General features: G+C 59.1%; 16 protein-coding genes. 11 read left to right on the top strand and 5 right to left on the bottom strand.

All coding sequences use genetic code 11. The features are described from left to right. Positions 1-49 precede the first annotated feature (49 nt). Positions 50-634 (bottom strand): L,D-transpeptidase, encoded by a 585-nt coding sequence (locus KO492_RS18170; protein ID WP_216046258.1) that lies wholly within the window; start codon positions 632-634, stop codon positions 50-52. A gap of 373 nt (positions 635-1,007) precedes the next feature. Here KO492_RS18170 and KO492_RS18165 point away from each other — a divergent pair, with 373 nt between their 5' ends. From KO492_RS18165 to KO492_RS18120, 10 genes are all read left to right on the top strand, one after another. Then, positions 1,008-1,463: a universal stress protein gene (locus KO492_RS18165; protein ID WP_066606827.1), complete on the top strand. Its 456-nt coding sequence runs from the start codon at positions 1,008-1,010 to the stop codon at positions 1,461-1,463. Position 1,464: 1 nt separating this feature from the next. Beyond that, a complete protein-coding gene (locus tag KO492_RS18160; RefSeq protein ID WP_216046257.1) occupies positions 1,465-1,929 on the top strand; it encodes a DUF2267 domain-containing protein in 465 nt (154 codons plus the stop codon). Between the two features lie 82 nt (positions 1,930-2,011). After that, a complete protein-coding gene (locus KO492_RS18155) occupies positions 2,012-2,578 on the top strand; it encodes a NifU family protein (protein WP_066606819.1) in 567 nt (188 codons plus the stop codon). Beyond that, positions 2,579-3,010, top strand: coding sequence for a GNAT family N-acetyltransferase (locus tag KO492_RS18150; RefSeq protein WP_303578285.1), 432 nt, complete (start codon positions 2,579-2,581; stop codon positions 3,008-3,010). Positions 3,011-3,232: 222 nt separating this feature from the next. Continuing rightward, entirely contained in the window at positions 3,233-4,222 is a 990-nt protein-coding gene (locus KO492_RS18145; RefSeq protein WP_216046256.1) for a BMP family lipoprotein, read from the top strand. 12 nt (positions 4,223-4,234) lie between these two features. Beyond that, positions 4,235-5,821, top strand: a complete 1,587-nt coding sequence (locus KO492_RS18140) for an ABC transporter ATP-binding protein (protein WP_216046255.1) — start codon at positions 4,235-4,237, stop codon at positions 5,819-5,821. Further along, complete coding sequence (locus tag KO492_RS18135) at positions 5,818-6,921, top strand: ABC transporter permease (RefSeq protein WP_216046254.1); 1,104 nt, start codon at positions 5,818-5,820, stop codon at positions 6,919-6,921. The genes KO492_RS18140 and KO492_RS18135 overlap by 4 nt, the downstream gene beginning before the upstream one ends. 3 nt (positions 6,922-6,924) lie before the next feature. Then, entirely contained in the window at positions 6,925-7,887 is a 963-nt protein-coding gene (locus KO492_RS18130; protein ID WP_216046253.1) for an ABC transporter permease, read from the top strand. 136 nt (positions 7,888-8,023) lie between these two features. Then, a complete protein-coding gene (locus KO492_RS18125; RefSeq protein WP_066606803.1) occupies positions 8,024-8,932 on the top strand; it encodes a sulfite exporter TauE/SafE family protein in 909 nt (302 codons plus the stop codon). Positions 8,933-8,934: 2 nt separating this feature from the next. Continuing rightward, a complete protein-coding gene (locus KO492_RS18120) occupies positions 8,935-9,678 on the top strand; it encodes a TIGR02186 family protein (RefSeq protein ID WP_216046252.1) in 744 nt (247 codons plus the stop codon). Between the two features lie 3 nt (positions 9,679-9,681). Here KO492_RS18120 and KO492_RS18115 read toward each other — a convergent pair whose 3' ends face one another. The 4 genes from KO492_RS18115 to ccrA all read right to left on the bottom strand — a co-directional run bounded on the left by KO492_RS18115 (position 9,682) and on the right by ccrA (position 14,569). Continuing rightward, the gene (locus KO492_RS18115) at positions 9,682-11,238 is read right to left on the bottom strand and encodes an ATP-dependent DNA helicase (RefSeq protein ID WP_216046251.1); all 1,557 of its coding nucleotides are present in this window, start codon (positions 11,236-11,238) and stop codon (positions 9,682-9,684) included. A 57-nt stretch (positions 11,239-11,295) separates the two neighbouring features. Beyond that, positions 11,296-11,934, bottom strand: a complete 639-nt coding sequence (locus KO492_RS18110) for an acyl-homoserine-lactone synthase (RefSeq protein ID WP_216046250.1) — start codon at positions 11,932-11,934, stop codon at positions 11,296-11,298. A 169-nt stretch (positions 11,935-12,103) separates the two neighbouring features. After that, a complete protein-coding gene (locus tag KO492_RS18105; protein ID WP_216046249.1) occupies positions 12,104-12,817 on the bottom strand; it encodes a helix-turn-helix transcriptional regulator in 714 nt (237 codons plus the stop codon). A 471-nt stretch (positions 12,818-13,288) separates the two neighbouring features. After that, positions 13,289-14,569: a crotonyl-CoA carboxylase/reductase gene (gene ccrA, locus KO492_RS18100; RefSeq protein WP_216046248.1), complete on the bottom strand. Its 1,281-nt coding sequence runs from the start codon at positions 14,567-14,569 to the stop codon at positions 13,289-13,291. 356 nt (positions 14,570-14,925) lie between these two features. On the opposite strand from ccrA, the gene KO492_RS18095 reads away from it, so the two are divergent. Next, positions 14,926-16,950, top strand: a complete 2,025-nt coding sequence (locus tag KO492_RS18095) for a protein meaA (protein WP_252735607.1) — start codon at positions 14,926-14,928, stop codon at positions 16,948-16,950. The last annotated feature ends 39 nt before the right edge of the window (positions 16,951-16,989 follow it).

Below are 16,989 nucleotides of genomic sequence, written 5' to 3'. Positions count from 1 at the left end.
AGGGCGCCCGCTGCGGCGCCCTTTTGCGTTTCCTTTGTGCCGGAAATACTCAGATCAGCTTGACCTGAGTCCCCACGGCGGCCCGATCATACAGGTCGATGATCTGCTCGTTATAAAGCCCGATACAGCCGTCCGACGACCGCCGCCCGATCTTGCGCGTGTCATGGGTGCCGTGAATCCGATAATATTGCCACGACAGATAGAGCGCACGCACCCCGAGCGGGTTTTGCGGCCCTGCGGGCACCGTCACAGGCAGGCTCGGATCACGTTCGCGCATCGACGGCGTCGGCGTCCATGTCGGGTTCTTCACCTTCTTGATGACCTCCGTATAGCCGCGCCGCGTCAACTCGTCGGAGATCGGCACAGAAGTCGGGTAGAGTTTGTAGGTGCCATCCGTTCCCCAGTAGTGGAGCGCACGGCTCACGGTATCGGCGACAATCGCGCCCTTGCCGAGACTGTCGAAATGTTCGCGCCAGTCGATCCGGCGGAAGCTCGAAATATTTTGCCGCGTGGCAACACTCGATTGCAACTCGTCCGGAAGCGTCAGCCCGATTTCTTCGGCAAAGGCTGCGCGTCCCAGAAAGGGCGTGGCGAGACCAAGCGCAAGGAACCGCCGGCGTTTCATGTCAGACATTGATGGGCCTCATTATGCATTTGGTTTGAGTTTTCCAAACACATCGCGAAATCCCCTTTCACCTTCAAATCACGAAGCGGTGACAGGCGTCAAACCGCCCTGTCGTGTCACATAAAGGTTTCAATGCTCCCCTATATCCGAGGGCAAGTGATACAGAATCAGTGTTGTCCCCACCTATTCCGTGTCGCTTGCGCCACCTGTAGGCGCATATTCTGATCGCCTTCCCCGACAGATCAGACCCTCATAGGACCCCCGGCTGCCCTGAGCCGGGGGTTTCTTTCACCTCTCACGTTGCACAGGTGGTTGCCTCTGCCGCCCGGCTCGGTCATCATCACGCAGATGCTCCGAACGGGGCCACAGCAAAGAGGTCAGAATGCGCAAGTTTCTTGTGATCCTCGATGACAGCCGCGAATGTCTCAACGCCATGCGCTTTGCCGCCATGCGCGCGTCCAAATCCGGCGGCGGTGTCACCATCCTGTCAATCATCCCGCCCGAGGAGTTCAACCACTGGATCGGGGTGGCCGATCTGATGCGCGAGGAAACCCGCGACCGGATTGTCGCCCATTTCGAGGTCTTCGCCAAATGGATGCGCGACCGGCAGGGGATTGATCCCGATCTGGTGATCCGCGAAGGCGAAGCGGTGCACGAGATTTTGGCACAGATCAAGGAAGACCCCGAAATCGGCGTGCTCGTGTTGGGCGCAGGCACGGAAAAATCCGGCCCCGGCCCTCTGGTCGCGGCGATGAGCAAACAGGCCGGTTTCCTGCCGATCCCGATGACATTGGTGCCCGGAGAGATGTCCAAAGAGCGGCTGGAGGCCGTGACCTGACATGACGATACCTTGGAGCTACCGACACTCCGAGCAGGAATTCGCCTCCTTTCTCAAGGATGCCCGCGACCGCATGGGGCAGGCCATAGAGGACGATGACATGGCCTACACCGCCGTGGAGGGCGTCTTGCAGGTCTTCCGCCGCCGCCTCACCCCGCCGCAGGTGGTCGCCTTTGGCAATGTCCTGCCATCAACCTTACGTGCGATGCTCGTCTACAACTGGCGGGTCGATGCCGTGCCCCTGCCCTTTGGCACCCGTTCGGAAATGATCCGCGAGGCGCAATCCCTGCGCAAAGCGCACAACATCACGCCGCTCAATGTCATCGACGCCACGGCCTATGCACTTTGGCGTCATTGCAACCACCGCGATCTCTCGCAGGCGCTTGCCAATATCGGGCCGGAAGCGGTCACATTCTGGGAGGTTCGCGGGGTTCCGCCCTCGGAGATTGCGCAGCGGAACATCTGACGCTACACTTAGAACCGTTCTAAATCTTGACTTTCCGCGTCAAAAGGCGCATATCCGACCGCAAAACTTAGGAATACGCGCCATGTTCATCCAGACCGAATCCACGCCGAACCCCGCAACCCTGAAATTCCTGCCCGGCCAGACTGTTCTGGAAACCGGCACGGCGGATTTCACCTCACCGGAAGCTGCGGAAACCTCGCCGCTGGCGCAGCGCATCTTCAAGGTGGGTCATGTCTCTGCCGTGTTCTTCGGCACGGATTTCGTCACCGTGACCAAGGACGAGGACACCGACTGGGATCACGTCAAACCCGCCATCCTCGGTGCCATCATGGAACATTTCCAGTCCGGCGAGCCGGTCATGGGCGGTCAGGGTGCGACCCCTGCGGGCGGTCATGCCGCGCACGACGGGCCGGATAGCGAGATCATCACGCAGATCAAAGAGCTTCTGGACACCCGCGTCCGTCCGGCTGTGGCCCAAGATGGTGGCGACATCACCTTCCACGGCTTTGACCGCGGCATTGTCTACCTGCATATGCAAGGGGCCTGCGCAGGCTGCCCCTCTTCCACGCTGACTCTGAAAATGGGCATCGAAAACCTGCTGCGCCATTACATCCCCGAAGTGCTCGAAGTGCGCCCCGTCGCAGCTTAAGTGACCGATTTCACACCGGATATGCTTGCCGCGCTCCATGCGGCAAGTTTCGACACGCCCCGCCCTTGGTCCGCGACCGAGTTTGCGGGGCTTTTGTCCATGAAAGGCGTGTTTCTGACCACAGGAGCGGGACCGTCCTTTGCACTCGGGCGCTATGTACCAGACGAGGTCGAGCTTCTCACCATCGCCGTCTCCCCGGAGGCCCGCGGGCGCGGTTTGGGGCGGGCCATGCTGCGCCGCTATGAGGCCGAAGCGCAAAACCGTGGCGCAACACAGTCTTTTCTCGAAGTTGCGGCCAACAATACCCCCGCAATTTTCCTCTATCTTTCCGAGGGCTACAGCGAATCCGGCCACCGCAAAGCCTATTACACCGCACCAAACGGCACCAAGATCGACGCGCGGATGTTCACAAAGCGCATAAATCAGACGTGACCCAACGTAAAAACTACGGCTTGGCCAAAATCTGAGGCGCAACCACGACCAAATGGTCAAATTTGGAAAAATCACTATTGACCCTCCGTAAGGGACGCGCCCTAATCCCTCCCAAGGCGAGACAATGCTCGCTTACGCGGGCCGCGGCATGTGGGCGATCTCTTCCAGAGACACCTCCACATGGGGCGCCCCCAAGATCAGTCTATAACGGGAGACCAATCCATGACCCTGAAAACCACGTTCCTCGGTGCCGCCGCTGCGCTGGCCCTGACCTCCGGTGCCGCTCTGGCCGATCCCGCTCTCATCTTCGACCTTGGTGGCAAGTTCGACAAATCCTTCAACGAAAGCTCCTATAACGGCGCCGAACGCTGGGCTGCCGAAACCGGCGGAACCTACCGTGACCTCGAATTGCAATCCGACGCCCAGCGCGAACAGGCGCTGCGCCGCTTTGCCGACAACGGCTTCAACCCGATTGTCATGGCCGGTTTTTCCTTCTCCACCGCGCTTGAAACCGTCGCTGCGGATTTCCCTGACACGAAATTCGTAATCATCGACGGCGTCGCTGATGCGCCGAACGTGCGCTCCGTCGTGTTCAAAGAAGAAGAAGGCTCCTATCTGGTCGGTATCGCTGCCGCCTATGCCGCCGAAGGTGACACTGTGTCCTTCATCGGTGGCATGGACATTCCGCTGATCTCCAAATTCGCTTGCGGCTACGCGCAAGGCTTCAAATCCGTGAAACCCGAGGGCAAGGTCATCGTCAACATGACCGGCACCACCCCTGCGGCATGGAATGACCCTGTGAAAGGTGGCGAACTGACCCGTGCGCAAAAATCGGCAGGGTCCGAAGTTGTGTTTGCCGCCGCTGGCGGGACCGGCCTTGGTGTGCTGCAAACCGCCGCAGACGAAGGCATGCTGGCCATCGGTGTGGACAGCAACCAGAACTACCTGCAACCGAGCTATGTGCTGACCTCCATGGTCAAACGCGTGGACAACGCGGTCTATGATGCATTCACACAGGGCGCGGATATCGAAACCGGTCTCTTCGTGATGGGGCTGGAAAACGAAGGCGTCGCACTCGCCATCGACGAATATAACGAAGCCCTGATCACACCGGAAATGAAGGCCGCGATCGACGAAGCCACCGCGAAAATCATCTCCGGCGAAGTCGTGGTGCATGACTACATGTCCGACGAAACCTGCCCGGCTTACTAAGGTAGGTCGCGCATGAGCGTTCAGAACGAGGCGGGGCGACAGGCAACTGTCGCCCCCACCGCATCCGCCCCCGCCATTGAATTGCGCGGGATTTCCAAAGCATTCGGACCGGTTCAGGCCAACAAGGACATTTCGATCTCCGTGGCCAAGGGCTCGATCCACGGCATCATTGGTGAAAACGGCGCAGGCAAGTCCACGCTGATGTCGATCCTTTACGGCTTTTACAAAGCCGATGCGGGGGAGATCCTGATCAACGGCAAAGAAGTCGAGATCACCGACAGTCAGGAGGCCATCGCCGCCGGTATCGGCATGGTGTTCCAGCACTTCAAACTCGTGGAAAACTTCACGGTTCTGGAGAATGTGATTCTGGGGGCCGAGGACGGCAAACTGTTGAAACCGTCGCTTGCCAAGGCGCGCAAGCTGTTGAAACAACTCTCGGACGAATATGAACTCTCCGTCGATCCGGACGCCTTGATCGAAGACCTCTCCGTGGGCCACCAGCAACGGGTCGAGATTCTCAAGGCGCTCTACCGTCAGGCCGATATCCTGATCCTCGACGAACCCACCGGCGTGCTGACCCCTGCCGAGGCCGATCACCTGTTCCGTATTCTCGAAGGGCTCAGGGATCAGGGCAAAACCATCATCCTGATCACCCACAAGCTGCGCGAGATTATGGAGATCACCGACACCGTCTCCGTCATGCGGCGCGGTGAAATGACCGCAACAGTCAAAACCAAAGACACCTCACCGGAAGAACTGGCCGAGTTGATGGTCGGGCGCAAAGTCCTTCTGCGTGTCGACAAGACCCCAGCCAAACCGGGCAAGCCCGTGATCGAGGTCGAGAATCTCGAAGTCATCGACGAACAGGGTGTCAAGCGGCTCAAGGGCATTGACCTCATGGTGCGCCAAGGCGAAATCCTTGGCATTTGCGGTGTTGCGGGCAACGGCCAGACCGAGCTGCTCGAAGTCTTGGGCGGCTATATGGAAGGCACCGGCACGATCCGCATGAATGGCGAAGAGATCGACCTGACCGGCAAATATTCCGACGGTCAGTCCCGTCGCGCCCGTGGCATTTCCCATGTGCCCGAAGACCGCCATGACGAAGGCTTGATCCTCGAGTTTCAGGCTTGGGAAAACATGATCTTCGGTTATCACCACGACCCGAAATATCAGAAGAATGCGCTTTTGATGGACAATGCGGGGATCAAGGCGATGACGCAGGTGAGCATGGACAAATTCGATGTCCGGCCCCCGAATCCCAAGCTCGAAGCCAAAAGCTTCTCCGGCGGCAACCAGCAGAAAATCGTGCTGGCCCGCGAGATCGAGCGCAACCCCGACCTGCTGCTCGTCGGGCAACCGACCCGCGGCGTGGATATCGGCGCAATCGAGTTTATCCACCAACAAATCGTGGCGCTCCGTGACGAGGGCAAGGCAATCCTTCTGGTCTCCGTGGAACTGGACGAAATCCTGTCGCTGTCCGACCGGATCGTCGTCATGTTCGATGGCCGGATCATGGGCGAGCGCCTGCCAAGTGAGACCAATGAAGGTGAACTGGGCCTGATGATGGCCGGCATCACCGATGAGGAGAAGGCACAATGAACAAGATGCCGAAATGGGCGGACGCCGTCCTCATTCCCCTGATTTCCATTCTACTGGCATTTTTCTTTTCCGGTCTGGTGATCTGGGCCATTGGCAAGGATCCGGTGGTAGCGATCAAAACCATGGTGGACGGGGCGTTTGGCTCCACCTCCGGGATCAGCTACACGCTCTATTACGCCACGAACTTCATCTTTACCGGCCTTGCCGTGGCCGTGGCCTATCATGCGCGGCTTTTCAACATCGGCGGCGAAGGTCAGGCAATGCTGGGCGGGCTGGGCGTGACGCTTGTCTGTCTGGCAGTGCCGTGGCCGCACTGGACGCTGGCGCTCCCTGCGGCAATGATCGGCGGGGCGCTGTTCGGCGCGGCTTGGGCCTTTATCCCCGCATGGCTTCAGGCCAAGCGTGGCAGCCATATCGTGATCACCACGATCATGTTCAACTACATCGGTGCAGCCCTTCTGGGCTATATGCTGACCCGTGTATTGAAGGTCAAAGGCTCTATGGTCACAGAAAGTGCGCGCTTTCCCGAAGGCGCACATTTGCCGAATTTCTCCGAGATTTTCGCCCCTCTGGGCATCAACTTCTCGCCCAACGCACCGGCCAATATGGCATTTTTCGTCGCGCTTTTGTGCACCTTCCTGTTCTGGATCCTGATCTGGAAAACCCGTCTGGGCTATGAAATCCGCGCCTATGGCCAGTCGGAAACCGCCGCGAAATACGCAGGTATCGCACCGGCCCGTATCGTCATCATCGCCATGCTGATCTCCGGCGCGCTGGCGGGTCTCATGGCGATCAACAACGTGATGGGCGAGGCGGAACGCCTGATCGACAACGCGGTGGAAGGGGCGGGCTTTATCGGCATCGCCGTGGCACTCATGGGGCGCAACCATCCCATCGGCATCCTTCTGGCCGCGCTGCTTTTCGGCTTTCTCTACCAAGGCGGCGCCGAACTTTCCTTCTGGGAATCGATCCCGCGGGAGCTGGTCGTGGTCATTCAGGCGCTCGTGATCATGTTCACAGGCGCACTGGACAATATGGTGCGGATGCCGCTCGAAAAAATCTTCGTGGCCCTTGGCAAAGACAAAAAGAAGGAGGCCTAAGACATGGATTATCTCACGATCCTCCAGATTCTCGACAGTGCCCTGCGACTGGCCACCCCTCTTTTGCTGACCTGTCTGGCCGGTTTGTTTTCCGAACGCGCAGGCGTGGTGGACATCGGGCTTGAAGGCAAACTTCTTGCCGCCGCCTTCCTTGCGGGGGCCGCTGCTGCCGTCACCGGTTCCATCTGGATCGGGCTTCTGGCCGGTGTGCTGGGGTCTCTGGCCTTTTCCATGCTGCATGGTCTGGCCTCGATCACCTTTCAGGGGGACCAGCTCATCTCCGGTGTGGCGCTCAACTTCCTTGCCGCCGGTCTGACCGTCGTGATCGGTCAAAGCTGGTTCAAACTGGGAGGGCGCACCCCGTCGCTCTCCGGAGACGGACGTTTCAGCGAATGGAACCTGCCGTTTTCCGATGCGATGGCAAAAATCCCCGTGGTTGGCCCCGCCTATGACGAATTGATATCCGGCCACACGGCGCTGACCTATCTGGCCTTCCTCGCGGTGCCTCTCTCGTGGTGGGTGCTGTATCGGTCGCGTTTCGGGCTGCGCCTGCGGGCTGTGGGCGAAAACCCCGGCGCTGTGGACACCGCTGGGATTTCGGTCGTCCGGCTCCGCTACTCCGCACTCGTCATTGCGGGCGTGCTCTGTGGGCTTGCTGGCACCTACCTTGCCTCACTGGCCGCAGGTTTCGTCAAGGATATGTCCGCAGGCCGTGGCTACATCGCTCTGGCGGCGCTGATCTTCGCCAAATGGCGGCCTTGGTATGCGCTTTGGGCAACGTTGCTCTTTGGTCTTCTGGAAGCCATCGGCAACCGTTACCAGTCCATCACTCTGGGCGATTTCGTCATCCCTGTGCAGTTCATGCAGGCCCTGCCCTACATCCTGACCGTGATCATTCTCGCGGGCTTTGTCGGCAAGGCCATCCCGCCTCGCGCCAGCGGACAATCCTATGTCAAGGAACGCTAAAGGCGCCGACAGGCGACCATGATGTTGAAAGCGGGCCTCAGGGCCCGTTTTTCTTTTGATCGGCAAGGCTCACTATTTGACGAAACGGCAAAATCATTGCATTGCTGGATAAAGACGCGGCGAAAGACAGACCCCCATGCAAATCTTCCTTCCCATCGCAGAAGTGTCGGTAAACGCATTCATGCTGTTGGGTATCGGCGGCGTGGTCGGTGTCCTGTCCGGCATGTTCGGCGTGGGCGGCGGCTTTCTGATCACGCCTTTGCTGTTCTTTGTAGGCATCCCGCCCGCGGTCGCGGTGGCCACCTCCGCCAACCAAATCGTCGCCTCCTCCGTCTCCGGCGTGCTCGCGCACCTCAAACGCAAGACTGTGGATTTGAAAATGGGCATGGTGCTTCTGGCGGGCGGGCTTGTCGGCTCGGCCATCGGCATCCAGATTTTCAACCTGCTCAAAGCTATGGGGCAGGTCGATCTGCTTGTGACGCTTTGCTATGTCGTCTTTCTCGGCATCATCGGCTTTCTCATGCTGATCGAGTCGCTCCGCGCCATGAAGCGGGCCAAAGGTCGTCCCGGCGGGCGTCCTGAGCGCAAGAAACACCTCTGGGTCCATACCCTGCCCTTCAAGATGAAGTTCCGCGCCTCCGGTCTCTACATCTCCGCCATCCCGCCCATCGGTGTGGGCATCATGGTCGGGATGCTCGGGGCCGTGATGGGCGTGGGCGGCGGGTTCATCATGGTGCCCGCGATGATCTATATTCTAGGAATGCCCACGAAGGTCGTGATCGGCACCTCCCTGTTCCAAATTATCTTTACCGCAGGGTTCACCACACTGCTGCACGCCTATACCAACCACACGGTCGATGTGCTTTTGGCCTTTTTGCTGTTGTTCGGTGGCGTGATCGGCGCGCAAATCGGCGCGCAGATCGGTCTCAAACTCAAGGCCGAACAGTTGCGCATTCTTCTGGCGCTTCTCGTGCTGGTCGTCTGCCTCAAACTTGGGATTGATCTGCTGATCACGCCCAAGGAACTCTACTCGTTGGGGGTATGAGGATGCGCCACCTGATCGCCCTTGTCGCATTCACCCTCCTGCCGCTCATGGCACAGGCCGAACAGGTCGTCGCCGCCCTCAGCCAGACACGCGTGGCCGTGAATGCCAATTTCGACGGGTCTGAAATCCTCGTTTACGGCGCGATCAAACGCGAAGATGCCATTCCCGAGAATGACCCGCTCGACGTCATCATCACGGTTGCCGGACCGGAGCATGTCGAAACCATCCGGCGTAAGGATCGGCGTTTTGGCATCTGGATCAATGTCGAAGCTCAGGTGGTCGGTCACACCCCCACCTTTTACACGGTCGCTTCGACACGCGCCCTGCATGACATCCTGCCGCCGCTCACCGACAGTCTTTGGAAGATCACCGCCGACAAACGCATCCTGCCCGGAATGCGCGGGCTTCCGGCACGCGAGGCCTTGATCCGCCTGCGCAAGGATGCCGATCTCTATCGCACGCGGGAAGGCGAGGTTGAGCTGATACAGGACACGCTGTTCAACACCTCCATCGCCCTGCCCTCCAATATTGACGAAGGGGTTTACACCACCCGCATTTTCCTCGTGCGTGGCGGTCAGGTGATCGACAGCTACGGCACATCGATCAATGTCCAGAAAGTCGGGATCGAGCGCTGGCTCTACAATCTCGCCTATGACAACGCCCTGATTTACGGAATCATGGCGCTCGCCATTGCCGGTCTGTTCGGCTGGGGCGCCTCGGAGGCCTTCCGCCTGCTTCGGCGGTGAGGCTTACAGCCCGTTCTCGAACTGCTCTGCTTCCAAGGTCAAAGGTGCCGCCACTTTCGCGGTCAGGTCCGCCACGGACAACGGCCCCGCCGGTTTCGCCAGACGCGCCCGCGTTACCCAGAACAGCCGCGTCTGCGCCCGCGTGATCGCCACATAGGCCAGCCGCTTCCACAGGGGAATGCCCGCCTCCATCCGTCCGGCACGGGCCGCGGCATAGAGGTCGGGGGCGAAGACCTGCACATCATTCCATTGCGAGCCTTGCGCCTTGTGGATCGTCACCGCCGCCCCATGCAGAAACGCCGCCCCCATCCGTGCGGCATAGGGGATAAAGGGTTCTTCCTCGTCGGGAAATTCGATCTTCACGATAGAGGCCGCCGAAATGTTCGGGTCTTCCGCCCCCATCACATGCAGACGCGAGAAACCGGGTTTGCGGCCCGGTCCGAGATAAACCACCTGCGCACCCTTGATGAGACCACGCGCCTCCAGATCAAGACGCTTCTTGCGGTGTTTCATCGGCAGTTCGATCCCGTCGCAGATCAGCGGCTCCCCGGGCAAGAGCGCATCTTCGGGCGCATCGAACACTTTGCGAAAGGCCTGAATAAGCCGGATTCGGGTCGCATTGCGCCAGACCAGCACAGGCGAACGTGCCATCAGATCGCTCTCGACCCGCTGCGCATAGACCACACGGTCGTCACGCGCGGCGGCCTCTTCGATCATCCGCTCGAATTGTTCGAAGCCAAGCTGCGGATCGGCCAGAGCATGGGCCAGATCAAGGATCGGGCTGTCCGCTTCCTGCCGGTGGATGCGATGCAGGATGTGTTGCTTGGCCTCGGGCAGGGATTCAAACACCATCTCGCCCGACTGGTTCACAGGCGCCAACTGCGCCGGATCACCAAAGAGGACAAGGGTCGGAAAAATCTCCTGCAAATCGTCAAACTGGCGCTTGTCGAGCATGGAGCTTTCGTCAACAAACCCGATGTCGAGCGGGTCTTCACGACGTTTCCACCCGGTGATGAAATCCGACCCTCTCAGCCCCGCAGCCGCCAGAGCGCCGGGGATGGACTTGTTGTTCTGGTAAAATCCATAGGCCTTGTCGAGCGCTTCCTCTGACAGCCCTTCGATCTTGAGCCCTTCCAGATCGGGACGCTCGCCATTGCCTGCCAGCCATTCCGCAATCTTCTCGTATTCCGGATCATAGACCGGCGTGTAGAGAATACGGTGGATCGTCGTCGCGGGCACCCCACGGTTGCGCAGCACGGAGGCGGCCTTGTTCGTCGGCGCGAGAATGGCCAAGGTCCGGCGTTCCTTGCGGCGCTTGCCCTCATAATCGCCGGAGACAATATCCACACCCGCCTCATCAAGCGCCTTGTAAAGCTGCGCCAGAAGCAGGGTTTTCCCCGATCCCGCCTTGCCGATCACCGCGCAAAGCTGGTTGCCCGCGCTGGCTTGTGGCGTGATGATCCCGTCTTCAAGATCAACGCCCACACGGGCCAGCATCGTGCTGATCGCATCAAAGGCTTCGGCCTGATCTTCGGAGAATGTGAGCGTGTCTTTGGTCATGCGGCGACCCTACAGGGACGCCGCTCGTTGCACCAGAGGTCACAGCGCAGAATGCGCTTACGCGATGGCACGCAACTCTTCGACAAAGCTCTGGTCAAAGGCCGCATGGAACCACTGTTTCGAGGTCGCACGGTCAATTCCAGCGCGCTCCAGTGTCGGGGCGAACACGTCCTCACGCATCTCCCAAAGCCCGACGCCGATGGCATCACGACCCTCACCGACACGTCCCAGAACATCCGGCACAAGCCCCATGAGAGAATAGATCCGCTCCATCCGCGCATCAAAGACACCGACGAAATGTTTCAGGTGGAATTCCTCCATGATCTCGCCCGCCCCCAAGGTCAGCGCCGCCGTCACGCGCCGGTCCGCGCCTGGGGCGAGGCAAAAGCGGGTGCACTCCCAGATGAACGGGCTTTCGATCCGCACCCCGTCCGTCAGATGCGAGAAGTGATCGTTCACCATCGTATCCCCCGTGGTCGGCAAGAACCGCATCGAACCGCCATGGGTGCCGTCCGGCATTTCCCAGATCACATAGAGCGGGTTGATCGCATCATATTCGTCGCGTTCCTCGCCCGCTTCGTTCACATGCACATCCCATCCGAGACGGCGTTTGAACTGATCCGCACGATCACGAAACATCGTGTCACGCAGGCGGGGGAAGAGGTGAAGGTCGTTTCCATAAATATAGTGTAGCATTTCTAGCTCCTGTCTCTGTCAGATGAGAAGGACGCTATCGGTGAAACGTTAACCAAGACCTGAAACCTGCGGGCGTTGTCCTGTGCAAATGTCTTTTTATCCGTTCCGCACTTATTTTTTAGGCAAACCTCAAAGAAAAGTCATGGTCACAAGCGTGCCCTGACGGGCTTCAGACAATAATCAGACCCAACGACAGCGCCCGCGCCACGGCATGAGTCGTATTCATGGCTCCAAGTTTGTGGCGCGCAGCCTCAATATACACTCTGAGCGTGTGTTCGGAAATTCCCATTTCCGCTGCGGCCTGACTCCGGCTCAACCCTTTGGCGATATGCGTGATGGCTGTGGCCTCCCTTGGAGACAGGGATACGCTGGGCTGTGTGGCCTTCTGGTTTTCGAAATACAGGGCCTTTTTGTTGAACTCATGCGCCACCACAACAAGATCGCGCGCATGGCGGGCAATCAAGCGCTCCCAAGCCTCATCTGTCGTGGTGTGGTTCAAGGTAAAAAGGGCGAATTGCCCCTTCGGGCCGCGGATCGGAATCGTGTAGCCCTGATTGCCGACCCCGTATTCGAGTGCGTCCAACAAAAATGCTTTGGCCGCTTTGCTCGACCAGTCCAGCTGCTTCCATGAGACAGGGGTAAACCTTTGAAAACAACCGAAAATAACAGGATCAATGCGCAGGTAGTCTCTTTCGAGATAACGGTCGACCCATTCCGTAGAATAAGTCCCCGCGCCAAAGCGCTCGCCCACACTGTTTACCCAGTGGTAGACAACATGAGAAACTCCCAAGAGATCGCGCAGTTTGAGTGTTGCGTCCTGAAACTCTTCGAAATTTTCAACCTCCTGGAGCGCCTCCAGAAAGTCTTGTAATCCCGTCTTCATGGCCCCCCGCCCGTTCCGGCAATACGTCCGAAGACGTGCTCGACAGTTCCGCCGCGACAACCAGACAGGTGTCCGCCAACTGCTCAGCGCTCGCCTTTAGACCGCTTTGATCCGCAAAACTTCGCAAATCTTCCAATACATCAAGTATCCAATCGTTGCGCATGTAAAGCCTCTTTCGGGATTTTGCGTGGGAGTCTTTCAACATGACGTTGTATTTTTGCAGAATGAAATTCGCATTTTTACCCTCCCCATAAATAGGGAGTTAGAAATACTTAGGGCCATGAAATCTAATAATTATTAGATTTCATAGATTTGCACCCCGACAGAACCACGCAGCGATCCGCAACGCATATTTGCGAAATGAAAATCGGTAGCCAAAGCGGTGTGACACATTTTCCACACAACGCAAAAAAGACCCGCCTCAAATATGAGGCGGATCCTGAACTCTATCTTAGATCGTCGGCGTATAGGTTACTTAGCCGCTTCGAGCACATCCTCGAATGTAAGGAGACCCGTTTTCGGCGCCTGCACCAGCACGGCCATATTGCCCGGCTTGTGCTGGTTCTTAAGCATCTTCATATGCGCGGCAGGAATTTCTGCCCACGGGAAGACCTCCGACATACAGGGATCAATCCGGCGTTCGATCATCAGCCGGTTCGCCGCTGCGGCCTGTTTCAGATGGGCGAAATGCGATCCTTGCAGGCGTTTCTGGTGCATCCAGATGTAGCGCACGTCGAAAGTGCAGTTGAACCCTGATGTGCCCGCACAGATCACCACCATACCGCCTTTTTTGCAGACAAAGGACGACACGGGGAAGGTCGCTTCACCGGGATGTTCGAACACGATGTCGACATTGTTGCCCTTGCCGGTGAACTCCCAGATCGCCTTGCCGAACTTGCGTGCCTCTTGGAACCATGCCGCATATTCCGGCGTGTTCACGGTCGGCAATTGCCCCCAGCAGTTGAAATCCTTGCGGTTGATCACGCCTTTGGCGCCCAGAGACATGACAAAGTCGCGTTTGTCCTCGTCGGAGATCACCCCGATCGCATTCGCCCCTGCCGCTGTCGCAAGCTGGATCGCAAAGGAGCCAAGACCGCCTGACGCGCCCCAGACCAGAACATTCTGGCCCGGCTTCAGCTCATGCGGGTGATGGCCGAACAGCATCCGGTAAGCGGTCGCCAGCGTCAGCGTGTAACAGGCGCTTTCTTCCCAAGTCAGATGTTTCGGACGCGGCAGAAGCTGTTGTGCCTGCACGCGGGTGAACTGCGCAAAAGAGCCGTCCGGCGTCTCATAGCCCCAGATCCGCTGCGACGGTGAAAACATCGGGTCGCCCCCGTTGCATTCCTCGTCATCGCCATCGTCCTGATTGCAATGGATGACAACCTCGTCGCCCACTTTCCAGTTCTTGACGCTGGAGCCCACGGCCCAGACAATACCGGACGCATCGGAGCCTGCGATATGATACTCTGCCCCGTGCCCGTCAAACGGCGAGATCGGCACACCAAGACCGGCCCAGATGCCGTTGTAATTCACGCCAGCGGCCATCACGAGCACCAGAACCTCATGACTGTCGAGCTTCGGTGTCTCGACCACTTCGCATTGGAAAGAGGTCTCCGGCTCGCCATGACGCTCACGGCGGATCGCCCAAGCATACATCTTTTCAGGCACATAGCCCATCGGCGGGATTTCCCCGATTTCGTAGAGGTCTTTCTCCTCGGCCTCATAGGTCAGCTGGTTTGCATCAAGCGCCATATGTTGCGTCCTCCATTCCTGTTCGGGCCTCGCTCACACGAGACATGCCTCACGGGCACTACCCTCCTCCTGCCGCGATGCAGAATCGCAGCGTCTCTGTCATGGTGATACGATCCACAAAGCAACAATGCAAACATATTTGATATTATTTTGTAATTTTATAACCGAGCAAATGCAGAAATTCCCCTGAAACCCTGAAAAACAAAGAGGATTCCGGCCTTTTCCTCCCGAATATTCCCTAACGTCACTGGATTTTCCGCCCCTGCCGCAACGCGGCGAATTGACAAAGGCACAATATTCCACGCATAACGCTTTTTGAGAAATATTGTTGCAACGAGATTTTGGGGAGGTGCGCAATGAGTCAAGATACAACCGGGATCACCAATGACCGCTCCGGCCCTGACAGTGTAGCCGCTGACCGGCCCCGCAAAGACCGCCCGTGGCTCTTCCGGACCTATGCGGGCCACTCGACCGCCAAGGCCTCCAACGCGCTCTATCGCACCAATCTTTCCAAGGGGCAGACCGGCCTCTCTGTCGCCTTCGACCTGCCCACCCAGACCGGCTATGACAGCGATCACGAACTGGCGCAGGGCGAGGTCGGCAAGGTCGGCGTTCCGGTCAGCCATCTGGGCGACATGCGGATGCTCTTTGACGACATCCCGCTGGAACAGATGAACACCTCCATGACGATCAACGCCACGGCCCCTTGGCTACTGGCGCTCTATATCGCCGTGGCCGAGGAACAAGGCGCGGATGTGTCCAAGCTGCAAGGCACGGTGCAAAACGACATCATCAAGGAGTATCTCTCGCGCGGCACCTATGTCTGCCCGCCGCGCCCCAGCCTGCGGATGATTACGGATGTGGCCGCCTATACGCGCGAACACCTGCCGAAATGGAACCCAATGAACGTCTGTTCCTACCACCTGCAAGAGGCCGGCGCGACGCCGGAACAGGAACTCGCCTTCGCGCTGGCCACCGCCATTGCCGTGTTGGATGATCTGAAAGAGAAAGTGCCTGCCGAGGCCTTCCCCACGATGGTCGGGCGGATTTCCTTCTTTGTAAACGCAGGCATCCGCTTCGTGACCGAGATGTGCAAGATGCGCGCCTTCGTCGAACTGTGGGACGAGATCACCCGCGAACGCTACGGCGTCACCGACCCGAAATTCCGCCGTTTCCGCTACGGGGTGCAGGTCAACTCCCTCGGCCTGACCGAACAACAGCCGGAGAACAACGTCTACCGCATCCTGATCGAGATGCTCGCCGTCACCCTGTCCAAGAACGCCCGCGCCCGCGCCGTGCAGCTTCCGGCATGGAACGAGGCGCTCGGCCTGCCCCGCCCCTTCGATCAGCAATGGTCGCTGCGCATGCAACAGATCCTCGCCTATGAGACCGATCTGCTCGAATATGACGACCTGTTCGACGAGAACCCCGCCGTGGAGCGCAAGGTCGCCGCGCTCAAAGAAGGTGCGCGCGCCGAACTGGACACGCTCGACAGTATGGGCGGAGCGATTGAGGCGATCGAATATATGAAATCGCGCCTCGTGGAGGCCAATGCAGAGCGCATTGCCAAGATCGAAGCGGGCGAAACCGTTGTCGTCGGGGTCAACAAATGGACCACCGGCGAGCCCTCCCCGCTCACCGCAGGCGATGGCGGCATCATGAAAGCCGACCCCGAGGCCGAAGCCGACCAGATCGCGCGGCTCAAGGCATGGCGCGAAAGCCGGAACGAATCCGCTGTGCAAGCCGCTCTCAAGGAATTGCGCGAGGCCGCCGCCAGTGGTGCCAATGTCATGCCCGCCTCGATCAAAGCCGCGAAAGCGGGGGCGACGACCGGCGAATGGGGCGATGTGGTGCGTGCGGCTTTCGGCCAGTATCGCGGCCCCACCGGCGTCTCTTCCAACCCCTCGAACCGCACCGAAGGGCTGGAAGACATCCGCGAAGAGGTCGCCCGCGTCTCGGCCGCTTTGGGGCGCAAGCTCAAGTTCCTTGTGGGCAAACCCGGCCTCGACGGCCATTCCAACGGGGCGGAACAGATCGCGGCCCGCGCCCGCGACTGTGGCATGGACATCGCCTATGAGGGCATCCGCCTCACCCCCGCCGAGATCGTTGCCGCCGCCAAGGCCGATGACGCTCATGTGGTCGGGCTTTCGATCCTGTCGGGCTCCCACATCCCGCTGATCGAAGAGTTGATGCGCCAGATGAAAGAGGCCGGTCTGGGTCATATTCCCGTGGTCGCAGGCGGCATCATCCCCGAAGAGGACGCCGCGCATCTGCGGGCCATCGGGGTTGCACGCGTCTACACGCCCAAGGATTTCGAACTGAACCGCATCATGTTCGACATTGTGGCTCTGGTCGATCCTGCGTCGCAAGCCGCCGAATAGCGCCTATCAAACGGGCCTGTCGCGCAACGCTTTAGGGTT

The organism is Celeribacter halophilus, from assembly GCF_018860305.1.
Classification (GTDB): Bacteria; Pseudomonadota; Alphaproteobacteria; order Rhodobacterales; family Rhodobacteraceae; genus Celeribacter; species Celeribacter halophilus_A.
Note: the sequence above shows the minus strand (reverse complement) of the source record. Positions and strands in the feature narration are given on the sequence as shown.